General features: G+C 39.8%; 19 protein-coding genes. 16 read left to right on the forward strand and 3 right to left on the reverse strand.

Annotated features, from left to right (window positions below; genetic code table 11):
• Window positions 1–56: 56 nt before the first annotated feature.
• Together E2I05_RS04920 and barA are read right to left on the reverse strand one after the other, a co-directional pair.
• Window positions 57–659 (reverse strand): YjaG family protein, encoded by a 603-nt coding sequence (locus tag E2I05_RS04920; protein ID WP_121852980.1) that lies wholly within the window; start codon window positions 657–659, stop codon window positions 57–59.
• 4 nt (window positions 660–663) lie between these two features.
• The gene (gene barA / locus E2I05_RS04925; protein ID WP_121852981.1) at window positions 664–3,441 is read right to left on the reverse strand and encodes a two-component sensor histidine kinase BarA; all 2,778 of its coding nucleotides are present in this window, start codon (window positions 3,439–3,441) and stop codon (window positions 664–666) included.
• Between the two features lie 164 nt (window positions 3,442–3,605).
• On the opposite strand from barA, the gene rlmD reads away from it, so the two are divergent.
• The 13 genes from rlmD (at window position 3,606) to rpoS (ending at window position 17,391) form a co-directional block, all read left to right on the forward strand.
• A complete protein-coding gene (rlmD, locus tag E2I05_RS04930; RefSeq protein ID WP_121852982.1) occupies window positions 3,606–4,931 on the forward strand; it encodes a 23S rRNA (uracil(1939)-C(5))-methyltransferase RlmD in 1,326 nt (441 codons plus the stop codon).
• Between the two features lie 24 nt (window positions 4,932–4,955).
• Window positions 4,956–7,169, forward strand: a complete 2,214-nt coding sequence (gene relA, locus E2I05_RS04935; RefSeq protein ID WP_121852983.1) for a GTP diphosphokinase — start codon at window positions 4,956–4,958, stop codon at window positions 7,167–7,169.
• A gap of 37 nt (window positions 7,170–7,206) precedes the next feature.
• Window positions 7,207–8,013 (forward strand): nucleoside triphosphate pyrophosphohydrolase, encoded by an 807-nt coding sequence (gene mazG / locus E2I05_RS04940; protein WP_279387030.1) that lies wholly within the window; start codon window positions 7,207–7,209, stop codon window positions 8,011–8,013.
• Window positions 8,014–8,127: 114 nt separating this feature from the next.
• Entirely contained in the window at window positions 8,128–9,759 is a 1,632-nt protein-coding gene (locus E2I05_RS04945; RefSeq protein WP_121852984.1) for a CTP synthase, read from the forward strand.
• 168 nt (window positions 9,760–9,927) lie between these two features.
• A complete protein-coding gene (eno, locus tag E2I05_RS04950; RefSeq protein WP_121852985.1) occupies window positions 9,928–11,223 on the forward strand; it encodes a phosphopyruvate hydratase in 1,296 nt (431 codons plus the stop codon).
• Between the two features lie 143 nt (window positions 11,224–11,366).
• Window positions 11,367–11,669 (forward strand): cell division protein FtsB, encoded by a 303-nt coding sequence (ftsB, locus tag E2I05_RS04955; RefSeq protein ID WP_121852986.1) that lies wholly within the window; start codon window positions 11,367–11,369, stop codon window positions 11,667–11,669.
• Between the two features lie 15 nt (window positions 11,670–11,684).
• Window positions 11,685–12,416, forward strand: coding sequence for a 2-C-methyl-D-erythritol 4-phosphate cytidylyltransferase (ispD, locus tag E2I05_RS04960; RefSeq protein ID WP_121852987.1), 732 nt, complete (start codon window positions 11,685–11,687; stop codon window positions 12,414–12,416).
• Window positions 12,413–12,892, forward strand: coding sequence for a 2-C-methyl-D-erythritol 2,4-cyclodiphosphate synthase (gene ispF / locus E2I05_RS04965; protein WP_121852988.1), 480 nt, complete (start codon window positions 12,413–12,415; stop codon window positions 12,890–12,892). Before ispD ends, ispF begins: the two co-directional genes overlap by 4 nt.
• 21 nt (window positions 12,893–12,913) lie before the next feature.
• Window positions 12,914–13,951, forward strand: a complete 1,038-nt coding sequence (gene truD / locus E2I05_RS04970; protein WP_121853002.1) for a tRNA pseudouridine(13) synthase TruD — start codon at window positions 12,914–12,916, stop codon at window positions 13,949–13,951.
• A 4-nt stretch (window positions 13,952–13,955) separates the two neighbouring features.
• A complete protein-coding gene (gene surE, locus E2I05_RS04975) occupies window positions 13,956–14,705 on the forward strand; it encodes a 5'/3'-nucleotidase SurE (RefSeq protein WP_121852989.1) in 750 nt (249 codons plus the stop codon).
• A 51-nt stretch (window positions 14,706–14,756) separates the two neighbouring features.
• Window positions 14,757–15,392, forward strand: coding sequence for a protein-L-isoaspartate(D-aspartate) O-methyltransferase (locus E2I05_RS04980; protein WP_121852990.1), 636 nt, complete (start codon window positions 14,757–14,759; stop codon window positions 15,390–15,392).
• An 81-nt stretch (window positions 15,393–15,473) separates the two neighbouring features.
• A complete protein-coding gene (locus E2I05_RS04985) occupies window positions 15,474–16,331 on the forward strand; it encodes a peptidoglycan DD-metalloendopeptidase family protein (RefSeq protein WP_121852991.1) in 858 nt (285 codons plus the stop codon).
• An 82-nt stretch (window positions 16,332–16,413) separates the two neighbouring features.
• Window positions 16,414–17,391, forward strand: a complete 978-nt coding sequence (rpoS, locus tag E2I05_RS04990) for an RNA polymerase sigma factor RpoS (RefSeq protein ID WP_121852992.1) — start codon at window positions 16,414–16,416, stop codon at window positions 17,389–17,391.
• Window positions 17,392–17,450: 59 nt separating this feature from the next.
• Here rpoS and mutS read toward each other — a convergent pair whose 3' ends face one another.
• Complete coding sequence (gene mutS / locus E2I05_RS04995; RefSeq protein ID WP_121852993.1) at window positions 17,451–20,030, reverse strand: DNA mismatch repair protein MutS; 2,580 nt, start codon at window positions 20,028–20,030, stop codon at window positions 17,451–17,453.
• Between the two features lie 259 nt (window positions 20,031–20,289).
• Between mutS and recA the strand changes: the two genes are divergently transcribed.
• From recA to alaS, 3 genes are all read left to right on the forward strand, one after another.
• Entirely contained in the window at window positions 20,290–21,348 is a 1,059-nt protein-coding gene (gene recA, locus E2I05_RS05000; protein ID WP_121852994.1) for a recombinase RecA, read from the forward strand.
• Between the two features lie 8 nt (window positions 21,349–21,356).
• Window positions 21,357–21,791, forward strand: a complete 435-nt coding sequence (locus E2I05_RS05005) for a regulatory protein RecX (protein WP_312018403.1) — start codon at window positions 21,357–21,359, stop codon at window positions 21,789–21,791.
• An 871-nt stretch (window positions 21,792–22,662) separates the two neighbouring features.
• The gene (gene alaS, locus E2I05_RS05010) at window positions 22,663–25,287 is read left to right on the forward strand and encodes an alanine--tRNA ligase (RefSeq protein WP_121852996.1); all 2,625 of its coding nucleotides are present in this window, start codon (window positions 22,663–22,665) and stop codon (window positions 25,285–25,287) included.
• Window positions 25,288–25,295 lie beyond the last annotated feature (8 nt).

The raw sequence follows: 25,295 nt of genomic DNA on the forward strand, positions 1-25,295 counted from the left end.
GTTTTTTTATGGGAAATTATATGGATAGGCATCCATGCCTTGAGTTATAGCCTGACTTATTCGTTCATGCTAATACCGATATTTGAAATTCCGCTTGAAACGATTTCTTTACGTAACTCTTTGACCATGTCAGAAGTAATTTTGTTCGATTCAATAATTTCAAGTAAATCACCTTGAACAGCCCTTTCTTCTACCATTGCTGGGTGCTCAAAAATATAATCATCCAGTTGAGTTTCGTTCTTAAACTCCATATCACAAGTCGCTTCAATGTAATTAGCAACTGTGCTCGATGACAGCTTACTGACGTTAGTGATGTCTTCTTCAACCTTGCTTTGAAGTGCACTGAGGAGCTGAGTTAACGCCACGGCTGCATCAAGGGCAGGGTATACACCATACATATCAAAGTCTTCTGGCTCTGGAGTTATTGAGTCAATTTTATCAAGATATAAATCAGTGTTTAATTTTAACTTTTTATCATATTGCTTCTGCCATAGCAGATTAAGTGTTGTGTCGAGCACAACAGGGTTACCGAATTCAGTAACTGTTGAAAATAAATGATAATTTGGATACATACGCTGACATAAAGCAATCGCAAATAATTCTTTTTGCTCAATCTTTAACGCTTTCAACCGCTTAAAAAAACCTACCTTTTTAGTCATAGACTTATTCCATCGACATCTGGGAAATCACTTGTTTAGCGGCAGATTCTACCTTAGTTAGCTCATCGAGTAACTCAAGTATTTCAGGCTCTAACATTTCTATTGTTTCACCTTGCTTTAGCGAAGATTCTATTTGATTACACAGTTTTTGAGTGGTCGGAACCCCGCAATAACAACAAGCACCATGTAGTTTATGCACAATGGATAGCATTTTGTCATTATCTTGTGTCTGTAGGCCTTGATTGAGCTCGTTTACTGTTTCAGGCAAAGAGGCAAGCAACATTTGCAGCATTTCTATAGCCAATGGTGCTTTTTGGCTGGCTTGAGATAAGCATAATTCCCAATTAAGAGTATGGGAATCAAAGTGAGTAAATGTAGGACGAATGACCCATTGCTCGATAATATCATTTAATGCTTTTTCATCGATAGGTTTTGGAAGGTACCCTTCCATGCCACTATCAAAAATGCGCTGCTTTTCATCTGAAAGTGCGTGAGCAGTTACGGCTATTATCGGAGTATTATGATTCAGAGAATCTCGGCGGATCACATTTGTAGCCTGAATGCCATCGATATCAGGCATCTGAATGTCCATTAATATAAGGTCAAAGTTTTTTGTTTTCGCGTATTCGATGGCTTCCGTGCCACTTGGTGCAATGGTTACATTGGAGACAATATCGTTGAGTAACGTTTTGATCAGCTTCAGGTTTGCTTGATTATCATCAACGGCTAACACATTTATATTGTGCTTTGATTTCAGTGGCTGTATAGGTTTATCCAATTCAACAGGGACACTGATCTGCTGTGAAAACAGCATCTGTTTGGCTAATGCCAATGCAGTAAATGGAGTTTTTATAATATTGTCTGTGTATGGGCGAACTCGGTCAATTAAGTGATCTTGTTTGAGACAATCATGGATCAAAATGATTCTATCTACTTTGGGCCTGGCAAGCTTAAGAATCTTAAGTAAATCAGTTTCAGAGCAAATATCGTGGCAACTTAAGAGTAAGTACTGATATTGAAGTGATGAATTCAGTTTTTCAAGGATGTCTTGGGTACTTGAGGCTATTCTAAAGTGAGTATTCCATGACTTAAGAGACGTTGAGAGCATTTCGGCTGACAAGCTTCTGGGCTCATAAACCAATACTGATTTGTTATTTAAAGAGTGTAGGGGAATCGAGTCAGATAATTGGAATTGGCAAAGTTCAAGAGGGATTGAAAACCAAAAATTTGAACCTTGATTTTCTTCAGATGAAAAACTGATTTCACCACCTAATTCATCGACCAAACGCTGAGTAATAATCAGCCCTAGGCCTGTACCGCCAAAACGCCTTGAAATAGAGGCGTCGGCTTGTGCAAACGCTTGAAATAATAACTGTTGGTGTTCAAGGTTGATACCGATTCCTGTATCTACAACATCAAATCGAATGATGGCTCTTTTAAGATGCTCTGAAACTAGGCTCACTTTAAGAAGTATACTGCCGTTTTCAGTAAACTTAATGGCGTTTCCGACTAAGTTGGTAATAATTTGGTTGAGATGCATGGCATCACCAATCACATTATCAGGTACATTGGGAGCAACATCAATTACGATTTCAAGGCCTTTTTGGTGTGCCGCTGCTGCTGTTAACGTCATCGTCTCATCAAGAGAATCTCTTAAGCAAAAGGGAATATTCTCAATAACCATCTTTCCAGCTTCTAATTTAGAAAAATCCAGAATATCGTTGATAATGTTAAGTAAGTTACTTGCGCTTCGCTCGATGGTTTGTATGTATTCAAGTTGGCTCTTATGTAAAGGTGTTTTAGCCAATTGCCTCGAAAACCCTATCACGCCATTAAGTGGCGTTCTGAGTTCGTGCGACATATTAGCTAAAAACTCAGATTTAGTTTGACTCGCTGCCTGAGCGCGTTTCTTTGCAATATCCAATTCAATATTTTGAATTTCAATTTGTTCAAGGGTTTTGAGTAGATCGCTTGTGGCTTGTTCAATGTTATTTTGCGTTTCGTTTTTGTAAATATTCAATGATTTTGCCATTGAATTAATGCCCGACTTTAGCGTGTCTAACTCACTGATGAATGCCCCATCAATTTTTTCAACAAATTTACCTTGGCGAATTTTTGAGACAAACAGCACCATGCTATTGACTGGAATGGTAAAAAACTTAACCAAACGAATGGTAAAAAGTAGATTTAATTGAATACCGGCTAAAAATACAATAAAAGCAACAATGATGGCGGTATATTGTGATTCTATTGTTTCTTCTTTGGTGACGAGCATCGTAATATAGCCAAGAAAATTCCCGTGCGGCTCAGTTGATTTTTGAAAGTCAGGGTTATCTATTTCGGCTTGAGAAAGTGAAAAAATGGGTGTTTTTACCAAGATAAACTCACCGATATCTTCTACCTCAGACTGCTTAAGTGTAACCAGTGAGCTGTCATAGCGCATGTTATCGAAATCTTTATGATAGTGAGAGGTAACTAATAACTGGTTATTTGCGTCGAACACAGCAATAGATTTAATGAATTTAGGCTCATAAATTTGCATTTGTGTGAGCAACCGCTTGGCTTCATCGCGATTATTTGATGCAATGGAAACGCTGATTGCAAGTGCTGCAGGTACTGTTATTTGTTCAATTCGATCTAAATTATTTTGTTCTAATTCTATGCTTCGATTAATGGTGAAAAAACTGGCGAGTAAAAAACCAACAACTACAGTTGGTATTAATGCCAGAGCGAGTACCCATGAACGCAGATTATATTTGGTCGTTTCACTGCCATCTGTCATGATTTTATTTTTATTTCCTTGGCAAATTTAGTGGCCTTTCCCTCATAATGTACAACCTGAGTGAAGTGCATTTTGGCATTTTTTATAAAAAACGAAAAAGTAAGTAGAACGCTTTTTAGTGAAATTTTTACTGATGCTAATACTTTATCAATTTTGAGGCAATTATGGCGCAATTTTTTACCGCAAAAACCAAGAAGAAAAATCTAATTTCAGCCAAAATGACTCTTAATGTGACACAACTTGACCACATTGGTGCAGGCATCGCCCATCATCAGGGTAAAATTGTTTTCGTGCCCGGCGCACTGCCGGGTGAAGATGTGAATTTACAACTGGTTGAACAGAGGAAGAACTTTGCCAAAGCGAAGTTGATTAATGTCGTCAATCCTTCAGAGCATAGAGAAGTGCCAGCTTGTCCTCATTTTGACGAGTGTGGTGGTTGTGATTTGCAGCATTTGAACCTCGAGGCGCAGCATCAATATAAATCCGATACTCTTTCTAACTTAATGGCACAGCATGCTCCCCTGGAGAAGGTATCAAAGTCTACATTGACGGGTGAAGCTTGGCATTATCGTCGTAGGGCTAAATTAGCGACGAGTTATAATAAGCAAACTAAAAGACTCAATATTGGTTTCAGAAAAATCAGTAGCCATGACATTGTACCAATCAATGAATGCCCAGTGTTAAAGCACAGCTTAAATGCTCTTATTAATCCGCTTGTGAAACAGGTTAATAAACTTAAAGATCGCAAGACCTTGGGGCATATTGAGTTGATAGAGGGCAGTAACGGCGTGTTTGTTATTATTCGCACTCCGGTAAGTATTTGCGATAGTGATAAGCAAGCGTTAGTCGATTTTGCTCATGCCAACCAAGTAAACCTCCAATTGCAACACGAAAACGAATTTGAAGTTTTGGCAGGCCTGCAATTAAAGCCGAGTTACACATTAAGTCAAGAAGTTAATCTCAAGTTTCAAGCTGGTGGTTTTGTGCAGGTAAATACAGAAATAAACCAAGCTATGATTAACCAAGCGATAAATTGGCTTGAGCCTGAAGAACATGAACGGGTATTGGATTTGTTTTGCGGGATGGGTAACTTTAGTCTTCCCATTGCTAAACTTGGTACGTACGTTATTGGCGTCGAAGGTGTCGATTCGTCCGTGGAGCAAGCAAGAATTAACGCCCAAGAGAATGACTTAAAAAATGTTGAATTTCATGCTTGTGACTTAAGTTCAGATTTGTCTGCTCAACCTTGGCTTAGAAAAATTGATAAATTACTTTTAGATCCTGCTCGAGCAGGTGCTTATGACTGCTTGAAAAGGCTTAAAGAGCTAAACCCAAAGCGAGTGGTTTATGTTTCTTGCAGTCCGACTAGTTTAGCCAGAGATACCAGTATTTTGTTATCTTACGGTTATCAATTGCAGAAGCTATCAATGATTGATATGTTTCCTCAAACCCATCACACCGAAGCGATGGCATTGTTTGTTAAAAAGTAGTTGTGAGTTTAAGGAAGTTGGCCCATGGTATCGGTTCGTGAAACACACTTTAATCATCAACAGTTTCAGCTGGATGATTGGATCAATCGCTATATCTTTGATGAAGAAGACGCAAAAGCGTTAGAACAACTTTTTATCGAGTTATTGACCGATAAAGCTGATAAACCAGCACTGTTACAGGCTGAGCTTTTTGAGCGAACCCGAGAAATGGTCGAGATCCTTGCGCCTTTGAATATGGATATCGATACATTAAAAGCGGCTGTCTTATTTGTTTTATTAGACGCTGAAAAGCTCACTCAAGAATTTATTGAAGAGCAATATGACGCAAGCCTTGCCTCATTAGTTCGCAGTGCCATAACAATGGAAGCTATTGGTGCGTTAAAAACTAATCCCCATAGTAAGACTTCTTCTTCACAAATCGACAATATTCGTAAAATGCTTTTGGCCATGGTTGAAGATGTTCGCGCTGTGGTCATCAAACTAGCTGAACGTGTCTGTTTGCTACGAGCAGTAAAAAATGAGGATGAAGAAACGCGTGTTTTACTGGCAAGAGAAATCGTTGATATCTATGCACCTCTGGCAAACCGATTAGGCATTGGGCAGTTAAAATGGGAACTTGAAGACATTTCCTTCCGCTACCTTCACCCTGAAACTTATGTCGACATTGCTAAGCAATTGGATGGTAAACGTTTGGACCGCGAATCATTCGTTGATGCATTTGTGGCTGAGCTACAAGGGAAATTAGATAAAGAACACATCAGAGCAAAAGTGTATGGTCGTCCTAAGCACATTTATAGCATCTGGCGAAAAATGCAGGGCAAAGATCTTAAATTTGATGAACTGTTCGATGTAAGAGCGGTGAGAGTCGTTACTGATCGTCTGCAAGACTGTTATAGCGCATTAGGTGTTGTCCACACCCTTTGGCACCATATTCCGAATGAATTTGATGACTATGTTGCCAATCCAAAGCCAAATGGCTATCAGTCAATACATACCATTGTTGTGGGGCCTGAAGGAAAAACAGTAGAAATCCAAATCCGTACACAAGAAATGCACGAAGATGCCGAGTTGGGCGTTGCAGCGCATTGGAAGTATAAAGAAGGCAAAAGCTCCGGCAAGCCGAATGGCTATGAAGAAAAGATAAACTGGCTGCGTAAAATTCTTCAATGGCAAGATGACGTATCAGAAAGTGGCAACTTAGTTGATGAAGTGCGTAGCCAAGTCTTCGAAGATCGAGTTTATGTGTTTACGCCAAAAGGCGAGGTCATCGATATGCCGGCTGGTTGTACTGTGCTTGATTTTGCTTACTACGTACATTCTCAAGTTGGGCATCGTTGTATCGGAGCAAAAGTCGAAGGCCGCATTGTGCCTTTTACTTATCAAGTGCAAACCGGAGAACGGGTTGAGATTATTACCGCTAAACAACCGAACCCTAAACGAGATTGGCTAAACCCAAATATGGGTTATGTAAAAGCATCTCGGACACGCTCAAAAATTCAACACTGGTTTAAGCAGCAAGATAAAGATAAAAATTCTGCCGCAGGTAAAGAAATGCTTGAAGCTGAATTAGCAAGGTTAGATTTATCAATAAAAGACGCTCAAAGTGCTGTTGAGCGTTTCAATATGCTTAATCTCGACGATTTGTTAGCAGGCATTGGCGGTGGTGATGTCAGGCTCAATCAAGTTGTCAATCACATTCAGAGTCAATTTAAAAATAAGAAAACAGAAGCGGAAGCTTCTGCAGTTGAAGATTTACTGAAAAAAGGTCAAGCGAGGAAAACGACTCAAGGTAAAGGACAAATTGAAGTCAACGGCGTAGGCAACTTAATGAGCCATTTAGCTCGCTGTTGTCAGCCTGTAGCCGGTGATGAAATTATTGGTTTTATTACTAAGGGGCGAGGTATTTCAGTCCACCGTGACGACTGCGAGCAAGTCAAAGAGTTAATGAGAGTTCAACCTGAGCGCAGTGTCGATGTCATTTGGGGAGAGAATTATTCTGGCGGTTATAAAGTTAACTTGAAGATTATTGCCAATGATAGAACGGGGTTATTACGAGATGTAACCACAGTGCTTGCGGCAGAGAAATCCAATGTACTGAATATGAGTTCTTCATCAGACACAAAGAAGCAGCTCGCAACCGTGGAGTTAGAGCTTGAGTTGTATAACGTTGAAGGTCTATCTCGATTAGTGGCTAAATTGTTACAGATAGAAGGTGTTTTTGAAGCAAGACGCCAGTAAATATGATGCTGAACCATTCAATAGCAGCGAGTGAAAATTGAAAACAGAAAATAAAGGCATTGAACAGCTACTGCAAATCATGCAAAAACTGCGGGATCCTGAGCTAGGATGCCCGTGGGATAAAAAACAAAATTACGACAGTATTGTCCCCTTCACGATTGAAGAAGCGTATGAAGTAGCCGATGTCATCGAACGTAACGCGTGGGATGAATTGCCAGATGAATTGGGTGACTTGCTGTTTCAAGTGATCTTTTATTGTCAATTGGCAGCAGAAGAAGGACGCTTTGAATTCAATACCGTAGTGGAGCGTTTATCCAACAAACTGTTACGACGCCACCCGCATGTTTTTGGTAACCAAAATCAGATTTATGATACCAAGCAGCAAAACGATTCTATTGATTGGGAGGCCTTAAAGAGCCAAGAGCGTCAGCAGCGTGATCAATTATCGGTATTAGACGATATACCAACAGGACTACCTGCTTTATCGCGCTCGAAGAAAATTCAAAAAAGAGTGGTTGCCGTTGGCTTTGATTGGAATGACATCAAGGATGTCGCGGCTAAAGTTACAGAAGAGCTCGAAGAAGTGATGCAAGAAGTACATCAAGAAAAGCAACGAGCAGACAGAATTCAAGATGAAATGGGAGATTTACTTTTTTCGGTGGTGAACTTAGCGCGTCATTTAGGCATTGATCCAGAGCAAGCATTAAGGCAAGCAAACTCAAAATTTGAACGACGTTTTCGTGGTGTCGAAAAAGCAGTTAAAGATGATAATCATCAGATAGAAAAGCTAGGTTTAGACATACTTGATGACTACTGGAAACAGGTAAAAGCGATAGAAAAATAGTCGCTTTTAATATAATTGCTATTTGTTAAATTGAGTCGACTTTAGTATACTACTTTCCCGTCCTAGTACTTTCTTACAAGTACATATTTTCCAACTCATTTTCTCAGGTTCAGCATGACTACAAGATATATCTTCGTAACTGGTGGTGTAGTTTCGTCACTAGGTAAAGGCATTGCAGCGGCATCACTAGCAGCTATTTTAGAGGCAAGAGGCCTTAAAGTTACTATCATGAAGCTGGACCCGTATATTAATGTTGATCCTGGCACTATGAGTCCAACTCAACATGGTGAAGTTTTTGTCACTGAAGATGGGGCAGAAACTGATTTAGATCTTGGTCACTACGAACGTTTCATTCGAACCAAAATGAACCGCCGCAATAACTTTACAACGGGTCGCATTTACGAAGAAGTACTTCGCAAAGAACGTCGTGGCGATTATCTCGGAGCAACCATTCAGGTTATTCCTCACATCACAAATGCAATTAAAGATAAAGTACTTGCTGGTGGTGAAGGTCATGATGTAGCCATTGTTGAAATTGGCGGAACGGTTGGTGATATTGAATCTCTACCATTCTTAGAGTCAATTAGGCAACTTGGTGTTGAGCTAGGCCGTCAACGCACTTTATTTATGCACCTGACTCTAGTGCCATTCTTGGGCGCGGCGGGTGAAGTAAAAACGAAACCGACTCAACATTCAGTAAAAGAGTTACGTTCAATTGGCATTGCTCCGGATGTGCTAATTTGTCGTGGTGATCGCGCAATTCCTGTTAACGAAAAAGCGAAAATATCATTATTTTGTAATGTTGAAGAACGCGCTGTTATTTCCCTTAAAGACGTAGACAGTATTTATAAAATCCCAGCACTACTTAAGTCTCAAGGCTTAGATCAATTAGTCACTCAACGTTTCGGAATTGAGTGTAAAGAAGCTGATTTGATTGAATGGGAAAATGTGGTTTTCCAAGAAGCGAATCCAAATAAAGACATCACCATTGGTATGGTTGGTAAGTACATTGAACTGCCAGATGCCTATAAATCTGTCAATGAAGCACTTAAACATGCTGGTTTGAAAAACCGTGTTTCTGTCACGATTAAATATGTAGACTCTCAAACCGTAGAAGCTAAAGGCGAAGAGGTGTTACAAGGACTTGATGGTATCTTGATCCCGGGTGGCTTTGGTGAACGTGGTGTTGAAGGAAAGGTTCTGGCTGCTCAATATGCGCGTGAAAATAAAGTGCCGTATTTCGGAATATGTTTAGGCATGCAAGTGGCTCTTATTGAGTTTGCACGAAACGTAGCAGGCATGACAGATGCTCATTCAACCGAATTTAATAAAGAATCACCTTTCCCAGTTGTGGGCTTGATCACGGAATGGATCGATAAAGAAGGTAAGATCGAACAACGTAGTGAAGTATCTGATCTAGGCGGAACCATGCGTTTAGGTGCTCAGGTTTGTCACCTAAAAGAAGGTACACTTGCTGCGAAAGCTTATGGTGCTAAAACGTGTGTTGAACGTCATCGCCATCGTTACGAAGTGAATAACAACTTTGTTAAAAAACTAGAGAAAGCTGGTATAGTGTTCAGTGGATTATCATCGGATCGTAAACTTGTAGAAATGATTGAAATACCGAACCATCCTTGGTTTGTTGCGGGTCAATTTCACCCAGAGTTTACTTCGACACCCAGAGATGGACATCCATTGTTTGAAGGCTTTATCGCAGCGGCTTCTGAGTATCAGAAACAAAGCTAGAGTTTAATGACATAATAAATCCATGGCCGGAGATAACTACTCCGGCTAATTTTTTAGAGCTCTATACCTATTTTAATTCTTGACCGTTTACATTTTAGACGGAACAAGGTAAAGCAAAAATAGGTATGAGTTTTTTTGTATTAATCAAATCTTAAATCGAGGACAACAATGGCTAAGATTGTTAAAGTAATTGGTCGTGAAATCATGGATTCACGTGGTAACCCAACCATTGAAGCTGAAGTTCACTTAGAAGATGGGTTCGTTGGAATGGCGGCGGCACCATCAGGTGCATCAACAGGTAGCCGTGAAGCACTGGAGTTACGTGATGGCGACAAAACTCGTTATTTAGGTAAAGGTGTGCTGGCTGCCGTTAAAAACGTAAATGAAGTGATTGCACCGGCTTTAATTGGGAAAGATGCAACAGTACAAGCTGAATTAGATCAAATTATGATTGATCTTGATGGTACAGAAAATAAAGATAAACTTGGTGCAAATGCTATTTTAGCTGTGTCTTTGGCAAATGCTAAAGCGGCTGCGGCTTTTAAAGGTATGCCATTATATGCGCATATTGCTGAATTAAATGGCACTCCTGGCCAGTATTCTATGCCTGTCCCAATGATGAATATCATCAACGGTGGTGAGCATGCTGACAATAATGTCGATATCCAAGAGTTTATGGTACAGCCTGTGGGCGCGAGTAGTTTCCGTGAAGCACTGCGTATGGGAGCTGAAATTTTCCATGCACTCAAGAAAGTATTAAAAGATAAAGGCTTGAATACAGCCGTTGGTGATGAAGGTGGTTTCGCACCAAACCTTGAATCTAACGCAGATGCACTTGCCGTGATTAAAGTTGCCGTTTCAGCAGCAGGTTATGAGCTTGGTAAAGATGTCACACTGGCACTTGATTGCGCCGCATCTGAATTCTATAAAGATGGCAAGTATGATTTGTCTGGTGAAGGTAAAGTATTTGATTCTAATGGCTTCTCTGACTTCTTGAAAACATTGGCTGATGAATACCCAATCGTGTCAATTGAAGATGGTCTAGACGAATCTGATTGGGAAGGCTGGGCGTATCAAACTCAAATTATGGGCGATACAGTGCAGTTGGTCGGTGATGATTTGTTTGTTACAAATACTAAAATTTTAGCTCGAGGTATTGAAAACAAAATCGGTAACTCGATTCTGATCAAATTCAACCAAATTGGTTCTTTGACTGAAACACTTGCCGCTATTCGTATGGCGAAAGAAGCTGGATTTACAGCGGTTATTTCTCATCGTAGTGGTGAAACAGAAGACGCAACAATTGCTGACTTAGCAGTTGGTACTGCAGCTGGACAGATAAAAACAGGTTCACTTTGTCGTTCTGATCGTGTTGCTAAATACAACCAGTTACTTCGTATCGAAGAGCAATTAGGTGAAAAAGCTGTTTATCGCGGTTTAGCTGAAATCAACTGTAAACATTGATTCAACCCGATTGTTTGCTAATTACTGATTAAATTTACTCTGATTGAGTATACTTAATCCGGAATAGATTAAAGCCACCTATTTAGGTGGCTTTTGTTTTTAGGTATAGTTATTTCTTTTGGCTTGGTATTTGAATTGCTTTTATGAAACGTATATCTGCATGCTTAGTTATTTTGTTTGCCTTGCTGCAATATCGCCTTTGGTCAGGGGAGAACAGTTTGCGCGAATATTTTGGGTTGCAGAAACAGATTCAGGCACAGAAACTCAGTAATGAAAAATTAATTGCCCGTAATCAAATTTTAAAAGAAGAAATTGCAGATCTAAAAGGCGGAACTGAAGCCTTAGAAGAGCGAGCTCGAAATGAACTTGGCTTGGTTAAAGAAGGTGAGACCTTCTATCGAGTAGTCACAGGTAAAAAACAAAATAGATTCCCCGAATCTCAATAACCGGAGTTTTTTGGCATGAGCCAATCTTTGGATCACGTTGTTGCCATCATCCCCGCAGCGGGAGTTGGACAGCGAATGGGAGCTAATATCCCGAAACAATATTTAGAAATTGATGGAATATCCATTCTCAGCCACACCGTCAAGGCATTCCTTAATCATCCCAAAGTTGATGTAGTCATTGTTGCTGTTAGCAAAGATGATCAGTATTTTGATCAATTACCTGAATCGAATCATTCGAAACTTGTGAAAGTTCAAGGTGGCTCTGAGCGAGCTAATACTGTGCTTGAGTCACTTAAGAGTGCAAGTCAGTTGGGATATGAAGATTCATGGGCGTTAGTACATGATGCCGCTCGTCCATGTATAACAAGAAGGGATATTGACTTGTTGCTTAAATCACGTGAGAACTATCCCAATGGTGCCATTCTTGCTATGCCTGTGCGAGATACAATGAAACGTGCTGATTCTAGTAGTTTAATTAAAAATACGGTTTGTCGTGAATTATTGTGGCATGCGATGACACCGCAAATGTTTGTTGTAAGTGAATTGCAAAAGAATTTGAATGAAGCTCTCAATGATAATGTCCTGATAACTGATGAGTCTTCTGCAATGGAATGGGCCGGTATCAACCCAGGCTTAATTTCAGGACGTGCTGATAATATAAAAGTGACTCACGCTGAAGATTTACAACTTGCTGCATTGTATTTATCAGAACATAAAAAGAATGAAATTCAAGGTGAAAACTCATGAAAATTCGTATCGGCCATGGTTACGACGTTCATAAATTTGGTGGCGATAAACCTTTAATGTTGGGAGGCGTTCATGTTCCGTATCACTGCGGTTTGTTGGCGCATTCTGATGGTGATGTCGTATTGCACGCTATTTGTGATGCAATTTTAGGAGCCATGGCGTTAGGAGATATCGGTAAACACTTTCCTGATACCGATGAAAATTTTGCTGGTGTAAATAGCCGCGAGCTTTTAAAACATTGTTATCAACTTGCTAGAGAGAAAGGCTTCGAGTTAGGAAACCTTGACGTCACAATTATTGCTCAAGCACCTAAAATGGCATCTCACATTACTGATATTTGTAATATTTTAGCTGCAGACTTACAGACATCAATAGATGATATTAACGTTAAAGCCACAACAACGGAAAAGTTAGGGTTTACAGGTCGAAAAGAAGGTATTGCAGTTGAAGCTGTCGTACTGATGCAATCAATGTAAAGAATCAAAAGAAAAGTTATGATTGAAAATTTAAGTTATTTATACGGTAAGCCTTTATCCGAAGCAGACTTGCGAACATCAAATGAAGACTTTCAAGTGCAAGAAATTATTCCATTTGTACCATCTGGAGAGGGTGAACATCATCTTCTTCATATACGAAAAAATGGCTTAAATACTACCTTTGTTGCCGAAAAGCTTGCAAAGTTTGCTGGTGTTCACCCTAGAGATGTCACTTACGCAGGACAAAAAGACCGTTATGCAATTACTGATCAATGGTTTGGTATTAGAATCCCAGGCAAGGACACCCCTGAATGGATTAAATTAACCGATGATAGTTTACAAGTGTTATCGAGTCATCGGCATAGCAAAAAATTGCGAATTGGTGCATTGACTGGTAATTACTTCAAGCTCGTATTACGAAATGTAACCGATCCTGAAGATGCTATTAAGCGAATTGAAAAAATCAAACGCCTTGGTGTACCAAACTATTTTGGCGAGCAGCGTTTTGGCAGACAAGGAAAAAACTTAGAGTTTGGCCGTCAGATGTTTGCTGGTAAGAAAGTAAGAGATAAAAACAAACGCAGTATGTATTTATCTTCTATTCGTTCATTCCTCTTTAATGAAGCAACCTCGTATAGATTACTTAACCATGGACTTGAACCATTAAATGGTGATTGTGTTCAGCTTGCAGGGAGTAAAAGTTTTTTTACCGTAGATGAATGGGATGAAACATTATTGGCTCGCTTATCAGAGAAAGATATCCAATTGTCTGCACCTATGTGGGGAAGAGGAACATTACCAGCAAAAGCCAATGCTGAAGACATGGAGCGTAACGCGTTATTAAATTATGTGAATGATAGCGAAGGTCTTGAAAACGCAGGATTGAATCAAGAGCGTAGAGCCATGATATTACATCCTGAAAAAATGAAGTATACGCTGGACTTAGCAACATTAACTATTGAATTTATTTTACCTGCTGGCAGCTTTGCTACATCCGTATTAAGAGAAATTGTGGATTATACTGACATTAGACAAGCGCCTCAAAACTCGGCGAAGTGAAACGATGATTAATATTTTAGTGAGCAATGACGATGGGATTAACGCTGAAGGCATACGAGTATTAACTCATTCATTGAAGAGGATAGGGAATGTACTAACCGTTGGCCCAGATAGAAATTGTTCTGGTGCCAGTAACTCATTAACCTTGACTAACCCATTGAGAGTTAATAAGTTAGATAATGGTTTTATATCCGTCAATGGTACACCTACAGATTGTGTACATGTAGCGATCAGAGAGCTATTCGAAGTCGAACCTTCGATAGTTGTTTCAGGAATTAATGCTGGCGCTAATATGGGCGATGATGTTTTATATTCTGGAACAGTTGCGGCCGCGATGGAAGGACGATTTTTAGGACTTCCAGCGATAGCAATATCTCTTGTTGGAAAAGAACTCAAACATTATCAAACGGCGGCCAGTTGGGCGGCAAAACTTGTTAATGGACTGTTGGATAATCCAATAGCAAATGATCAAATTCTTAATGTAAATATTCCAGATATTCCTTTAAGCGAGGTGAAAGGTATAAAGGTAACTCGCCTTGGTGCGAGGCATAAAGCAGAAGGCGTTATTAGAACTAACGATCCAGCTGGTCGAGAAATATTTTGGTTAGGTCCACCTGGAACTACACAGGATGCAGGTGAAGGTACAGATTTTTTTGCTGTGAACAATGGTTACGTTTCTATTACACCATTGACGGTAGACTTGACGGCATATAAGCAATTAACGTCATTAAGTAGTTGGGTTGAAAAGCTTTGACTGAGAAATTGTAACGTTTTTAGTGGTAGACAATAGTTAGATAGGATAGTTATGAGAAAAGCAGTGACAGCTGCCACAACAAATTTGGCAAGGAAGCTCACAGAGCTAGGTATTCAAAATCCAAAAGTCTTGCAAGTTGTAGCAAATACCCCAAGAGAACATTTTTTAGATCCGGCCCTTGCCCATAAAGCTTATGAGAATACAGCCTTGCCTATTGGGAGTGGGCAAACAATATCTCAACCTTATATTGTTGCTCGAATGACGGAATTAATATTGAGTAACAATCCGCAGAATGTGCTAGAAATTGGCACAGGTTCAGGTTACCAAACAGCGATACTGGCTCAATTAGTTTCTAAAGTTTCAACGGTCGAGCGCATTAAAAGTCTACAAGTCCAAGCTAGGCAAAAAATGAAATGGTTAGATTTACACAATATTTCATTCAAATATGGTGATGGTTGGAAAGGCTGGGCGAACAAAGGGCCTTTTGATGCTATTTTGGTGACGGCAGCAGCCTCTACGATTCCTGAATCATTGCTTTTACAGTTGGTTGATGGTGGTAATTTAGTAATACCTGTCGGGAATGAAACACAACAGCTTTTACAGATAACTCGAAGTGGTAATAGTTATCAATCGAAAACTGTTGAAGTAGTAAGATTTGTACCTTTAGTTAATGGTGAATTGGCCTAAAACATGATTTAACATTTTTAGGTAATAGCAAAGGATGCCGTACATGCAAAAACTATTGACAAGCCCTAAAGGTAAATTCGAGTGAATGTATACCGCGGTTTACTCATTGTTGTACTCTTGACATTTGTTAATGCATGTAGTGTGTCATCTTTCTCTCCAGCTCCAGTTAGCACGGCGAGTGCAAATAAGTATAAAACAAAAAAGAAAACGATTCATTCGAGGCGTTATAAAGTTAAACGGGGTGATACGCTTTATTCAATTGCTTGGGCTGCGGACAAAGATTACAAAGCCATTGCTTGGTTAAATAAATTAAAAAAACCTTATGTAATTTACCCAGGTCAATGGCTTACAATTGTTAAATTAAATCCTAAACAAGCCAATAGGAATAAGACTTCTGCAAAAGTGAAAAAGACCTCTCCTTTACAGAAAAATAATGACAAAAAGATTTCATTACAAAATCGTTCGAAAAAAATACTTGATAAAAAGAAACCGCCTGCATATTCTGTAACGGAGTCACAACAAAAAAATAACAATAAATCTATCCAAAAGGATGGAATTTCCCTCAAAAAAGTTAGCCGATGGAATTGGCCTTATAAAGGCAAAATCATCAGCCGATTTTCAAATAAAACTCAGGGGAATAAAGGATTAAAATTTGCTGGTCGTCGCGGGGATGCGATAAAAGCGGCCGCAGCTGGGAAAGTTGTTTACGCTGGTAACGCGCTTAGAGGATATGGAAATTTAGTTATTATTAAACATAATAATAACTATTTAAGCGCTTATGCTCATGCTGAAAAAATTCTCGTAAAAGAACAACAGCAAGTTGCCCTTGGCCAAGCTGTTGCAACAATGGGTAGCACTGGTACCAACCGAGTAATCTTGCATTTTGAGATTCGTTATCACGGAAAATCGGTGAACCCGCTTCAATACTTACCTAAGTGAGTTGACTTAGGAGCCAAATTTGGCACAAAGGGAGTAAACGGTGAGTTAACTAAGGAATAGTTTCCACTTGGGGGGATCCGACATGGGAAGTCAGAATAATACAGCAGTGATTGAAGACGTTGAAAATTTAGCAATTGGAAAATTGGATAGCGGTCGACATGACAATAAAGATCAAAATGAAGAAGCCGATTCGGTTTCTCAGGATGATGCACCCCGAAGCTTAGATGCAACTCAACTTTATTTGAGTGAAATAGGCTTCTCACCTCTATTATCAGCAGAAGAAGAAGTCTTTTTTTCTAGAAAAGCATTAAAAGGTTGCGAGAAATCTCGTAATCGAATGATTGAAAGTAATCTTAGATTAGTCGTAAAAATCGCCCGTCGATATAACAACCGTGGATTAGCGCTGTTGGATCTTATTGAGGAAGGTAACTTAGGCTTAATTCGAGCTGTTGAGAAATTTGATCCTGAACGTGGCTTTAGGTTTTCAACCTATGCGACATGGTGGATCAGACAAACAATTGAACGGGCGATCATGAATCAAACCCGAACAATACGTCTACCTATACATGTCGTTAAAGAGCTTAATGTTTATCTCAGAACAGCTAGAGAGCTGGCTCATAAACTAGATCATGAGCCTACAGCTGAAGAAATTGCTGAAAAACTCGATGTTCCTAGTGCGAATGTGAGTAAGTTACTTAAGTTAAATGAAAGGATTACGTCAGTCGATACCCCTATAGGTGGGGAAAACGACAAAGCTCTGCTTGACGTGATTCCTGCCGAAGATATGGTGGGGCCAGATCATAAAGTTCAAACGAAAGATATTTCTGATTCTGTTGTGAAATGGCTGAACGAATTAAACAGTAAACAGCGTGAGGTATTAGCTAGACGTTTTGGTTTACTTGGTTACGAACCTTCAACTTTAGAAGATGTCGGTGAAGAAATTGGGCTCACTCGTGAACGGGTGAGGCAAATTCAAGTCGAGGCACTGAAACGACTACGAGATATAATGAGTTCACAAGGCTTATCGGTTGAGACATTGTTTCAACAAAGTACCGTATAAAATAAATTTTTGTTGGATGTTAAAGCCCCTCTACTTGTGAAAGCTGAGGGGCTCTGTGTTTAGATTAACGTAGATTTGATTCTATATAGAAACTCTAACGCTTGTTTTGGTGTCAAATCATCAGGCTGTAATTGTTTAAGCATCGATTCAACTTGAGCTAGTTCATCAGAAATACTGGGTGCAGAAAAGTTAAGGTCGAATGATTGTTGCTGGGTTGAATGCACGTCATGATCCCTGCTTTCTAGTTGGTGCAGTTTTTGTTTTGCAGATTTAATTACAGGAACAGGTACACCAGCTAATGCTGCTACTTGAAGTCCGTAGCTTTTACTTGCAGCTCCTTCTTGAACGGCATGCATAAAAGCAATTGTGTCGCCATGCTCGACAGCATCAAGATGCACATTAACAACACCTTTCATATGTTCTGGTAACTGAGTTAACTCAAAGTAGTGAGTCGCAAATAAAGTCAAAGAATTGAGCTTACTGGCAAGATACTCGGCTGCTGACCAAGCTAGAGATAACCCGTCATAAGTTGATGTACCCCGACCAATTTCATCCATTAAAACAAGACTGTTTTTGGTTGCATTATGGAGAATGTTAGCGGTTTCGGTCATCTCTACCATAAATGTAGAGCGCCCGGATGCGAGATCGTCGGAAGCGCCAATTCGGGTGAAAATTCTATCAATCGGTCCGATAATGGCTGATTCAGCGGGTACAAATGAACCGATATGAGCCATTAAGGTTATCAGGGCGACTTGACGCATATAAGTCGATTTACCACCCATGTTAGGTCCTGTCACAATTAACATTCGTCGATCGCTATTAAGAATGACAGGATTTGCAATAAAAGGCGATTCTGTCACTTGCTCAACTACAGGGTGTCGGCCTGCATTAACATATATGCCAGTCGTTTGTGATAACTCTGGACAGCTATAATTTAACATTTCAGCTCGTTCGGCAAAGCAACTCAATACATCAAGTTCTGAAGTGGCTTTTGCAAATTGCTGTAGTTCATGCAACTTAGGTAATATCTGATCGAACAACTGCTCCCACAACTTTTTCTCTAAAGCTAATGCTTTTCCTTGGCTGGAAAGTACTTTTTCTTCATGCTCTTTAAGTTCAGGTGTTATATAGCGTTCAGTATTTTTAAGAGTTTGTCGGCGTTGATAGCTTAAAGGCATATTGATCGACTGCGCCTTGCTGACTTCGATATAATAGCCATGAACTCGGTTGTAACCTACTTTGAGTGTAGGGATTCCAGTTTGTTCTCGCTCCCTTAATTCGAGTTCCTCTAAGTAGTTCGTCGCCCCTTCGCTTAATCGGCGCCACTCATCCAATTCTGCGTTATATCCCTCTCGTATGACACCACCATCACGTATCAGTACAGGAGGGACATCGACGATGGCTCGCTGAAGTAATGAAGATTCTTCGGGAAAATCGCCTAACTGACACACAAGCTGTTGTATATGACTCGATGCTGTCTCAGATAACAAATGCTTGAGTGTCGGAAGTACATCTAATGCTTGTCTTAAACGAGCAAAATCCCTTGGTTTAGCCGAACGAAGCGCTAATCGAGACATAATGCGTTCAACATCACCAATGACTTTTAAGTGTTCATGGAGCTCATCATACAGGTTTGATTCAATAAACTCGGTAACGACATTTTGTCTGGCGTTAATTTTAGAATGGCTTGTCAGTGGCTGATGGATCCAACGTTGAAGCATTCTGCTTCCCATTGGAGTTGCAGTACTGTCTAGAACAGAGGCAAGGGTGTTCTCAATACCACCACTTAAGTTTTGAGTAAGCTCTAAATTTTTTCGTGTCGCGGCATCCAGTACTATGCTATCAGTTTGATTAAAGCGAGTAATAGCATTGATGTGAGGTAAAGATGCTTTTTGAGTATCTCTCACGTACTGCATCAAACAACCAGCAGCTTGAATTGATAAATGAGCGTCACTTACCCCGAATCCGGTTAGATCTTTGGTGCCAAATTGGTCTAAAAGTAATTTAAGAGAAGTGTCATAATCAAATTCCCACTCTGGGCGTCGACGTTTTCCACTAAACGTGTCAATTAAGTGTAAGTCATCAAGCTCTTCACTGAATAATAATTCAGCAGGTCGTGTTCTTTGTAATTCTGCTTCTAATGCTTCTTCACCAGCTAATTCACTGATGACGAAACGCCCTGAGGCTAAGTCTAGTGTCGCATATCCATAAAGGGATTTATGTTGATAAACAGCGGCAAGTAGATTGTCTCTATTCTCGTGTAGTAATGCTTCGTCGGTAAGCGTACCAGGAGTAATTATACGGACAACCTTACGCTCAACAGGTCCTTTTGACGTTGCGGGATCACCAATTTGTTCACAAATAGCAACGGATTGACCAAGTTGAACCAATTTTGCTAAATAACCCTCAATGGCATGATAAGGAATTCCGGCCATAGGAATGGCATTACCGCCTGATTTGCCACGTGCAGTTAATGAAATACTGAGTAGTTCGGAGGCTTTTTTAGCGTCATCGAAAAATAGTTCGTAAAAATCACCCATTCGGTAAAACAACAACATATCAGAATGTTGTGCTTTCATGGTCAAGTACTGACGCATCATAGGGGTGTGATTGTCTAAATTGGGTAGCTCAGCTTTCATTGGTGCAGGTTATCTCGGCTATTTCATCAAATATCTAAAAGCAATACTAGCAAGTTTTTAACAGAAAAATCCCAACAATTTTTACTGGTTTTAAAGTCAATATAAATAAATTTGTCGAATCCTCTTGATACTGTATGATTGTACAGTATACTAACAATCATTAAGAATTAGTTAGAGAAGTTCACAATGGGTGACTTCAGAAAGCTAATTACAACTTTATATTATTCAAAATGATAACCCGATACTGAGAGGATAGAAAATGAAGAACGATCCAAATAAAGAAAAAGCGCTCACCGCAGTATTGGGCCAGATTGAAAAGCAATTTGGTAAAGGTTCTATCATGAAATTGGGTGAAGATCGCTCAATGGATGTTGAAACTATCTCAACGGGATCATTAGCACTTGATGTTGCATTAGGAGCAGGTGGTTTACCTATGGGACGTATTGTTGAAATATACGGCCCTGAGTCATCAGGTAAAACAACGTTAACATTGGAAGTTATCGCTGCAGCACAAAAACAAGGGAAAACCTGTGCATTTATTGATGCTGAGCATGCTTTGGATCCTGGCTATGCAAAAAATCTTGGTGTAGATATTGATAATTTACTGTGTTCACAGCCAGACACTGGTGAACAAGCATTAGAAATCTGTGATGCGTTAACACGTTCAGGAGCTGTAGATGTCATTATTGTCGACTCGGTTGCAGCATTGACACCAAAAGCAGAAATAGAAGGTGAAATTGGTGATTCACACATGGGCTTAGCGGCACGTATGATGAGCCAAGCAATGCGTAAGCTTGCTGGTAACCTTAAGCAATCCAATACACTGCTTATCTTCATTAACCAAATTCGTATGAAAATTGGTGTAATGTTTGGTAACCCAGAAACAACAACTGGTGGTAACGCGCTTAAGTTTTATGCTTCTGTTCGTCTTGATATTCGCCGTACAGGTGCCATTAAAGAAGGCGACCAAGTTGTTGGTAACGAAACCCGCGTTAAAGTCGTTAAAAACAAAATTGCAGCACCATTTAAACAAGCTGAATTTCAGATTTTATATGGGAAGGGCATTAATAGCATGGGCGAGTTAGTTGATTTGGGCGTTCTGCACAAGTTAGTTGAAAAAGCGGGTGCTTGGTATAGCTACAAAGGTGACAAAATTGGCCAAGGCCGCGCTAATGCTGGTAAATTTATGGTTGAGAACCCTGGTATAGCTCAAGAACTTGAAGAAACATTGCGTTCATTATTATTAAGCAAGCCATCCGCATCTGACTCTGCTACTAGCGAAGAAAATGTAGATTTAGAGACTGGTGAAGTATTTTAACCGTAGTCATGATGAAATATACGGCTTATCAAACCGCGGTTTGGCTTTTAGCCAGCCGCGATTATTCTCACAATCAAATCAAAGCCAAACTTCTTGATAAAGGATACGAAGAGCCTGAAATAGACACTACCCTTGAACGGTGTGTAACGAGTGGCTATATCGATGATGCAAGATATGCTACTGCTTTAATTAGAAGCCACATAAATAAAGGTCATGGAGTAATGCGCATTCGACAATCTCTGCATCAAAAAGGGTTACAGGCTGATATTATCACTCTAAGAATCGAAGAATCAGAGTGTGATTGGTTCGAACTTGCTAAGTGTAAAGCTCAAAAAAAGTTTGCAGATAAATCCATTGTTGATTACAAAGACAAAGCAAAGCGGATTCGTTTCCTTATGGGGCAGGGTTTTGATTATGAGCAATCTTGTTATGCTTTAACCTAGAAAAATCAGTTGGTGGCGCTCTTAAAGGCAGAGAAAATTATCGATAGCAAGGCGTGACTTGAAGTAATACCAATTACAGTAATTAATCTCTCACTCAGCAAGAGATAAAGGTTTTCAGTACAAGGCGCATGTTCGAAGTACTATATACCCTAACGGCCGCTATACAAAGCTGGCGTTCAACGCACTTCGTGCTTTTGTCGGGATAATTTAAGAACGTGCAACGCAGTAATGGAAACCTTTAGCCTTGCCCTTCGGGAGCTTGTATGCGCACACTTTGGTTTATAAAGAATACTTCACAAAATTATCTCAACGTAGCAATGTAATAACGACAGTTTGTATATCGGTAATAACTATGTTTTCATCAATTTCGTTTGTACTTTGTGCGCATACATAGCTCTGAGTTGAGCATTTAATTACTGTAACTTTTATAAGTAGTGATTCTACTTATAAAAGTTACAACGCAGCAATTGGTAATTTTAGCCAGTTTACGAATGTCAAGTATTCACTCAATGGATGAATACACTTTATGGTTTTATGGTTGAACTTGAGATATTTATCTTACTACTATGCGTCCAATTGATTTTTCTTGGTTTAACACGCGATGAAGCAGCTGAGTAGCTTATTTGATTGATTCGTTTCTATTTTGATCACTAATTAACGTCTTCATTTGTTGTTTGCTTTATTGAAACTTATCTCACTTGTCATAAATTGAATCAATCAGCATTCTAAATGTGAAATCTATGTGAGGATAAAAGCACTGGTCGTTATCCTGCCGTATATTTTAACATGCTATATGTATATAATGCCGCCCATAAATATTTAAAACGATTCATCGTTAGCCTTTCAAACTTTCCAAATGCAGGATGATTTCATGTATCAAACTACCGCATCGCTAAGAACGGCGTTTTTAGAATTCTTTGGTCGCAACGGTCACCAAATTACTGACAGTAGTTCGCTGGTTCCACATAATGATCCAACATTGCTTTTTACAAATGCGGGCATGAATCAGTTTAAAGATCTTTTTTTAGGCCAAGAAAAACGATCATACACTCGTGCAACAACCTCACAACGTTGTGTACGCGCTGGTGGAAAGCATAATGACTTAGATAATGTTGGCTATACGGCTAGGCACCATACATTTTTTGAAATGCTAGGTAACTTTAGTTTTGGGGATTATTTTAAAGAAGATGCCATTCGTTTGGCATGGGCCTTTTTAACAGAAGAATTAAAAATACCGAAAGAGCGTTTGTGCGTTACAGTTTATGAAACCGATGATGAAGCTTTTGATATCTGGAAAGATAAAATCGGTGTGCCAGTAGAAAATATTATCCGTATAGGTGACAACAAAGGCTCACAATACGCGTCAGATAACTTTTGGCAAATGGGAGATACTGGACCATGTGGCCCTTGCACTGAAATTTTTTATGATCACGGTGAACATATATGGGGCGGCCGACCAGGTACCCCAGAAGAAGATGGTGATCGTTTTATTGAAATCTGGAATCTAGTGTTCATGCAGTATAACCGTCAGCCTGACGGAATCATGGTTCCACTCCCAAAACCTTCAGTTGACACCGGCATGGGAATTGAGCGTATTGCGGCAATTCTACAAGGCGGTCATTCGAATTATGATATTGATATTTTTCAGAAATTAATTGCAAAAGCGGCCGATGTTGTTGGGACGAAAGATTTAGAAAATAAATCGCTAAGAGTGATTGCAGACCATATAAGATCTTGTGCATTTTTAATTGCCGATGGCGTGATGCCGTCAAATGAAGGTCGAGGTTATGTTTTACGCCGGATTATTCGAAGGGCTGTTCGACACGGCAACAAGCTAGGTGCGACAGATGCCTTTTTCTACAAGCTTGTACCCACATTGATTGAAGTGATGGGTGATGCGGCTAGTGGTTTAAAAGATGTGCAAAATGTTGTTGTTAAGTCTTTGAAAGCAGAAGAAGAGCAATTTGCCCGAACATTAGAGCGTGGCTTAAACATTTTAGATACGGCGCTAACAGAGCTCAATGGCAAAGTACTTGATGGCAACACACTATTCAAGCTTTACGATACCTATGGCTTCCCTGTTGATTTAACGGCTGACGTTTGCCGTGAAAAAGATATTGAAGTTGACGAAGCTGGGTTTGATAGAGAAATGTCTAAACAGAAGACTCGAGCTCAAGCCGCAGGACAATTTAGCACAGATTACTCTTCAAGTATTTCTCTGGATGAAGCGACTGAATTTACGGGCTATGAATTATTGCAAGATTCAGGAACGATAATAAAGCTACTGAAGTCTGGTGAGGATGTTTCAAGCATTAATGAGGGGGATGAAGCTATCATAGTATTAGAGCAAACTCCTTTCTATGCCGAATCAGGTGGTCAAGTTGGTGATTCAGGCCTGTTAACTGGTGACGAGTTTGAGTTCGAAGTCAAAGACACTCAAAAATATGGCTCGGCTTTCGGACATATAGGAAAGTTATTATCAGGAAGGGTTACTGTAAATACCAAGCTGACAGCGAAAGTTAATGCTTATAAACGTCAAAGTACTCAGCTTAACCACAGTGTTACGCATTTGTTACATGCCGCTTTGCGCCAAGTGCTAGGCACTCATGTGAGCCAGAAAGGTTCTTTAGTAGACCCAGATAAATTACGTTTTGATTTCTCAAACTTTGAAGCTGTTAAAGCTGATGAATTGGTACAAGTTGAAAACTTGGTGAATCAACAAATCCGCCTTAACCATAAACTCAATTCAGAAGTTATGGATATTGATTCAGCCAAAGCAAAAGGCGCAATTGCGTTGTTTGGTGAAAAGTATGATGCTGAAGTTCGAGTGGTGACTATGGGTGATTTCTCTATAGAACTCTGCGGCGGAACGCACGTTGGCAGAACGGGTGATATTGGTTTGTTTAAGATCACTCAAGAGTCCGGTATTGCAGCTGGAGTTCGCCGTATCGAAGCTGTTACAGGGAATGCGGCTATTGAATTAGTAAATAACCAACAGGCATTGTTAACAAACGCTGCTTCATTGTTAAAAGCAGAACCTAATACCGTTGTTGCTAAACTACAGGCTCAAATAGATAAAACAAAATTGCTCGAAAAAGAAATCACTCAACTTAAAAGTAAGTTAGCTTCAGCTGCGAGTGCGGATCTAGTGTTAGATGCGGTTGATCTTAATGGGATCAGGGTGTTAGTGAAAAAACTGGAAGGGGTAGATGCTAAGTCATTGCGTGGCCTACAAGACGAATTAAAGCAAAAATTAGGTTCTGGCATTATTGTTCTTGGCATTGCTAGCGAAAGCAAAGTTAACTTGATTGCAGGTGTAAGCAAAGATTTAGTTGGGATTGTTAAAGCTGGTGAATTAGTTGGAATGGTTGCGAGCTTGGTTGGTGGAAAGGGCGGTGGCCGTCCGGATATGGCTCAAGCAGGTGGCAATCAGCCAGAAAACCTTGATGCGGCTTTAGCTAAAGTTTTGCCATGGATCAGCGAGCGTTTAGCTTAGGGGTTGAT

Source organism: Parashewanella spongiae, from assembly GCF_004358345.1.
GTDB classification, from domain to species: domain Bacteria; phylum Pseudomonadota; class Gammaproteobacteria; order Enterobacterales; family Shewanellaceae; genus Parashewanella; species Parashewanella spongiae.